This is a genomic window from Actinomadura sp. 7K507 (genome assembly GCF_004348425.1).
Taxonomy (GTDB): domain Bacteria; phylum Actinomycetota; class Actinomycetes; order Streptosporangiales; family Streptosporangiaceae; genus Spirillospora.
Map to the genome: position 1 here is coordinate 1 of NZ_SMKK01000386.1, position 5,360 is coordinate 5,360.

Below are 5,360 nucleotides of genomic sequence, written 5' to 3' on the forward strand. Positions count from 1 at the left end.
GGGTCATATGGGGGGTGGGCGCCGTCGGCAGATGTGACGCGCGTCGGCCGGACGCCCGTGTCCTAGCGCCCCTGGCGACCGGCGATGATCATTAAGCTACCGGATGGTAGTCAGTGCGCGATATTAGCTCGCGGTCACATTCGGCAGAGCCCGGTTTGTCACCACCGTGACAAGAGGAAAAGCCCCTTTACAGATGGGCACGCACCCGGTCACCTACCGTGTCCGGGAGGCACCGGGCAAGTCCGTCACGCCAGAGCCTCGCCGGCCTGTCCCGCCCTGGACTCGGCACGGTACAGCGCGATCCGCCGCCTCCACAGTCCGACGCAGGCGGCGCCCCACAGCAACCCGATCTCGGCCACGAGCGCCACACCGATGACGATCGCCCAGTCCGTCTCGTCCCGTTCGCTCATCGCGGTCGGGGACATCAGCGTCACCTGCCCCTCACCGGCCGCTGATTGCGCCTGGTCCGGCGCGGTCAACGGCGGCATGACGACCGCGCCCTCCCCAGGCGCCGAAGGCGGTGCGGACGGCAGGTCCGGCATGGGAACCTCCGGGACGCCTTGGCCTTCGATCCCCGATTCCCCTGCGCCCGCGCCCGGCCCACCGGCATCTCCTCCAGGACCGCCCCCTGGCAACGCGTCGTTCTCTGAGGACTCCCCAGAATCCGCATCGGCCTGACCGTGCCCACCCGGCTCATCGACCGTCCGCGGCTTGGGTCCCCCGTTGGAAGAGGACGACGCGCCAGGAGCCGGTGCACTGGAAGACGACCCACCCGCAGACGGCGCGCCCCCCGAAGGCGCACCACCCGAAGCCGTCGCGCCCGAGGACGGCACCCCCTCGGACGGCGCCCCCTCGGACGGCGTCCCCTCGGACGGCGTCCCCTCGGACGGCGACCCGGGAGACGAACCAGCATCCGGGCTAGGCGAGCCCCCGGTCGACGTACCGCCGGGCGAGGGCGAACCCGAAGACGGCCCGGCGCTCGGACTCGGCGAGGCCGGAGGCGCGCCACCCGGATCACCCGGACTCGGCGCAACCGATGGCGACGTGCCGCCCGAGGGTGACGTGCCACCCGACGGCGAGCCACTTGGTGACGGCGAGCCCGGAGACGAAGCATCCGAGGACGGAGTGACGCCCGCAGACGGCGAGCCCGACGACGACGTGCCCCCCGGCCTCGGCGTACCCGAAGGTGACGCCGCCCTCGGCGACGGCGAGCTCGAAGAGGGGGTTCCGGCTTGGCACGGCTCATCGCACGGCTGGCCGTCAGGGCTTGGAGCGGCGGACCCGGCCGCCTCGACCTGGCAGGGGTCGTCCGAGGCCATCGAGGCCGCAGCCGGGCCGATGAGCATCAGCGACGGTACGGCGAGTGCGATCGCACCCCAGCATGTCCTTCGGCGCCCCGTTTGCACCCGGTCCCCTCTCGCGGTCTTGCTCTCTCCCTACGGCTGCCAGGGGGGCGGCGACGCGGCGCCAGGCACAGACAGTTATTGCCATGTCTGAGCATGTGTAACGTGCATCACTCCGATGACCGCCCCTCTTCCGCAGAGCGAAATCGCGTCTCCGTAGAATCGGGTCCGGTCGCAAGGGAGAGGAGACAGGGTGGCGGAGGCCGTTCGGTCACTGGAGCGCGCGTTCGATCTGCTGGAGCATCTGGCGGATGCGGGCGGCGAGATGGCGCTGTCGGAGCTGACGGAGGTCTCCGGACTGCCGATGCCGACGATCTACCGCCTGATGCGGACGCTCGTGAACCAGGGCTACGTGCGCCAGGAGCCGTCCAAGCGCTACGCGCTGGGCCCGCGGCTCGTCCGCCTCGGCGAGGGCGCCAGCCGCCTGCTGGGCACGTGGGCGCGCCCGGTCCTGTCCCGCCTTGTGGAAGAGGTCGGCGAGACCGCCAACATGGCGGTACTCGAAGGCGACGAGGCCGTGTACGTGGCGCAGGTGCCGTCCAAGCACTCCATGCGCATGTTCACCGAGGTGGGACGGCGCGTCCAGGCGCACTGCACGGGCGTGGGGAAGGCACTGCTGTCCCAGCTGCCCGACCACCGCGTCCAGGAGATCCTGGGCCGGACGGGCATGGAGGCGCACACGCCCAACACGTTCACCACTCCCGGCGCGCTCCTGGCCGAGTTGGAAAAGATCCGCGAGCAGGGTTACGCGCTGGACGACGAGGAGCAGGAGATCGGTGTCCGTTGCGTCGCGGTGCCTCTCCGTGGTGCGCCGGCGCTGACGGCGATATCGGTGTCAGGCCCGTCCGGGCGCATGACACGCGAAGTCGTCCCGAACGTCGTGCCCGTCATGCGGGACGCCGCCGAGCGCTTCTCCAAGGAACTGGGCCCGAGCACGTAAAAGGCGAGACCGTCACACGCACGGTCTCGCCTTGGACGGCCCCTGCTAGTCGATGGGCTCGCCCACAAGGACAGTCGGGCGTCCACCGCGTTCCCAGGCGACGAAGTCACCGGCGGCCTTGACGAGGACCGTGGCCATCCACAGGGCCATACCGGTGTCGTCGACGATGCCCACGACGGGGATCATGTCGGGGATGGCGTCGATCGGGGAGATGATGTAGACGAGGCCCAGGGCGAGCAGTCCGAGCGTCCCGACTGACATGCCCTTGTACTGTCCCCGGAGGACCGACTTGAGCATCCGGGGGACGGCGCGTGCGCGCTGCCACAGCCCGGGGGCCTCGGGTTCCAGGGTTTCGCGATAGATCTGCCAGGCCTGCCCTGCGGCGGCCGCACTTCGCTTCCGGTCCACGAGCACTCCTCAGACGGATGTTCAGGAGGGCGCGCCCCCGCAGCGCCCACGTTCAAGTACGACGCCACGCGTGCCGGAAATGTTCCGCCCAGCCGCCCATGAGGCACGGCTCACAGCCATCCCGCCCGAACCGGCGCCGAAACGATCACGAACACCTCCCCCGCAGAGCACCAAGGGTGGGCCCAGGTCGCCGCACCGGAAGAAGCGCGTGACGGACGGGTGAGAAGACTCACGCTCTTGGGTGACGTGCGGCGATTCACGGCGTGTTGCCCGACGTTCACTGCGAGCATGGCGCTCGCGGGAGGGGCGTCGCCTCCCGGCACGACCGGCGTTGCCCGTCGACGATCGCAGGAGCCGGAGAACGAAATGAGCGGCGACCATACGCATCAGCCCGTCCACGGGACGGCGGCGGGCGGCCCGTACGTCGCGCTGCCCCCCACCGCGGTCGACGCGTCCGCCACGGGTCCGGCCCGGCTGATCGTGGCGTGGCCCGGCTTCGATCCGCCCCGCACGGCGAGCGCGCTCGCGGCGGCGATCCCGATGACGGGTGTCCCCGTCTGGCGCGTCTACCTCGACCTGCCCGGCCGGTCGCCCGGCGGGCTCGGATCGGGCGCGCTCCTGCGGACCGAGGCCATCGAGAGGTACTGCGCGGCGGTTGAGGACGCCGTCCAAGGCCTCCCGGCCGCTCTGGAGGACATCCGCCGCGACCTCGCGCTGCCCGACGGCCCCGTCGCCCTGGCGGGCTTCAGCGCGGGCGGATCCGCCGCGCTGCTGGCGGTGGCGCGCGACGTCGTCCCGGTGAGCACCGTCGCGCTCGTGACGCCCGTCGTCGCGCCGTCGCGCGCCGCGCGGGCCGTCGAGAAGCGCTCCGGCCTCGACCTGTCCTGGACGGACCTGGCCCGTGCGCGCGCCGACCGCCTCGACCTCGGCGCGCTCGCCGCCGATCTGGCCGGACGGGACGTCGCGACGCTGCTCATCGGCGGCGCCAAGGACCGGGTCGTCCCCGCCCGGGAGATCACGGCCCTGCGCGACGTGATGCGCCGCCACTGCACCGGGCCCGTGGAGTCCACGACGTTCCGGATGAGCCATGCGCTGGCCGCCGAGCCCGGTACCGAGGCCCGCGCACCCATCACCGAAGCCGTGCGGGTGGACGGTGTCCTCACCGACTGGTTCCGCGAACGCCTCGCCACCACATCGACCCCGGCGGACACCGCGACCACGAACCCCCTCCCTGCCGACACGCAGGCGGCAGCCGGCACGCAGCCGGGCAACGCGCAACGCGCCGATGGCATGTGGACGGACACCCAGCCCACCGGCGACCAGCCTCGGCACGCGGCGGACACCGGGCACGGCGCCTGGTCACTGGCACAGTGACCACCGAGCGCACAGACCACCGAGCACATGGCGCGCGGGCGATCGCCCGGCGGGCGCGGGCGAGCGCCCGCCGGGCGGGTGATGTGCCGTGTGGTGTCAGCCGCGAGACAGGACCTCGTAGCGGACCTGGATCACGCCCGATCCGGTGCCGCCGACCTTCTTCATCGCGGCCCTGGACAGGTCCAGGCAGCGGCCGCTCACGAACGGACCGCGGTCGTTGATGCGGACGGTGACGGAACGGTCGTTGCTCTTGTTGGTCACGCGGACCTTGGAGCCCATCGGCAGCGTCTTGTGCGCGGCCGTCAGCTCGCTCGGGTCGAACTTCTCTCCGCTGGCGGTCATCTGACCCTGCCAGTAGTACGAGGCCTCGCAGGACCCCGACGCCACGGCCTTCTTCCGCTTCTTCTTCTTGGATTCGGGCTTGGGCATGTGGCCGGTCTCGGTGTCGGCCTTGCGCTCCGGAGTCTTCGTCCTCGCCGGGGACGGCTCCGGAGAGCGGGTCTTGCCGCGGCCGGCGCGGGTCGGTTCCGCGCGCGGCTCGTCCCGCAGCGGTGTCGTGGCCTTCGGCGCGGTGTGCGCCGCCTGCGCCGTCGTCGCGGAGCCGTCGCCCTTGACCAGGGCGAACGCCCCGAGGGTGAGAACCGCGGCGGTGGCGCCGGAGATGATCAGGATGGTACGTAGGCGTGCTCGAAGAAGACGCCTGACAGGGCTACCCACAGAGGTGTCCTTTGATCGGGGACAGGGCCCCGGACGCCCGGCGTCTCGTACCGCCGTTCTCGCGGCGCGTTCAGGCGACGTCGATCGTCCCCGAATCCCCCGCCGCCCGCGGGCTCGCAAGCCCGGCTCCGCGCCGATCTCGGCGCTTCCGCGTCATCGCGGTTCGGCGTCCGGCAGGTGCGGCTGGAAAGGCATCTTCATTTTTGATCTCTGAGACGCCGCACCGAGTGGACTTCTTTCATCCGCGCGGCTTGCGCCAGATGACCTACCTGACGCCAAGCCGGATGATTTTCATCCGTGCCCGACCGTACGTCGCCTCTCGCGGAAATCGAGCCGCAGGTCCCTGTTATGTGGGGTTTGTCACCCGACCTTTTGCCCTCTGGAGTCGATCAGCGGCACTGCGTAACGTTGCCAGATGATCGCCTTTACCTGCCGAGAAGAGATGATCTCGGACATATAACAAGCGCCTGCGGTATACAAAACGGGGCGTTCCGCAGATGTAACGACATCTGCGGAAC

General features: G+C 70.7%; 6 protein-coding genes. 2 read left to right on the plus strand and 4 right to left on the minus strand.

The window, feature by feature from the left end; all coding sequences use genetic code 11:
- Positions 1-245: 245 nt before the first annotated feature.
- Together E1285_RS42925 and E1285_RS42930 are read right to left on the minus strand one after the other, a co-directional pair.
- Complete coding sequence (locus E1285_RS42925; protein ID WP_132160663.1) at positions 246-542, minus strand: hypothetical protein; 297 nt, start codon at positions 540-542, stop codon at positions 246-248.
- Between the two features lie 472 nt (positions 543-1,014).
- A complete protein-coding gene (locus E1285_RS42930; protein ID WP_132160664.1) occupies positions 1,015-1,239 on the minus strand; it encodes a hypothetical protein in 225 nt (74 codons plus the stop codon).
- Positions 1,240-1,596: 357 nt separating this feature from the next.
- Between E1285_RS42930 and E1285_RS42935 the strand changes: the two genes are divergently transcribed.
- Positions 1,597-2,343, plus strand: coding sequence for an IclR family transcriptional regulator (locus E1285_RS42935; RefSeq protein ID WP_279510131.1), 747 nt, complete (start codon positions 1,597-1,599; stop codon positions 2,341-2,343).
- A 45-nt stretch (positions 2,344-2,388) separates the two neighbouring features.
- Here the strand turns inward: E1285_RS42935 and E1285_RS42940 are convergent, their stop codons facing one another.
- Complete coding sequence (locus E1285_RS42940; RefSeq protein ID WP_132160665.1) at positions 2,389-2,751, minus strand: YkvA family protein; 363 nt, start codon at positions 2,749-2,751, stop codon at positions 2,389-2,391.
- Between the two features lie 366 nt (positions 2,752-3,117).
- Between E1285_RS42940 and E1285_RS42945 the strand changes: the two genes are divergently transcribed.
- On the plus strand, positions 3,118-4,125 hold the full coding sequence (locus E1285_RS42945; RefSeq protein ID WP_207947243.1) for an alpha/beta hydrolase fold domain-containing protein: 1,008 nt from the start codon (positions 3,118-3,120) through the stop codon (positions 4,123-4,125).
- A gap of 96 nt (positions 4,126-4,221) precedes the next feature.
- Here the strand turns inward: E1285_RS42945 and E1285_RS48010 are convergent, their stop codons facing one another.
- Complete coding sequence (locus E1285_RS48010; protein ID WP_243723455.1) at positions 4,222-4,842, minus strand: septal ring lytic transglycosylase RlpA family protein; 621 nt, start codon at positions 4,840-4,842, stop codon at positions 4,222-4,224.
- Between the last annotated feature and the right edge of the window lie 518 nt (positions 4,843-5,360).

Excerpts from the sequence above, each read along its gene's own strand:
- E1285_RS42925 (WP_132160663.1), bottom strand. The coding sequence starts at position 542 with ATGCCGGACCTGCCGTCCGCACCGCCTTCGGCGCCTGGGGAGGGCGCG.
- E1285_RS42945 (WP_207947243.1), top strand. The coding sequence starts at position 3,118 with ATGAGCGGCGACCATACGCATCAGCCCGTCCACGGGACGGCGGCGGGC.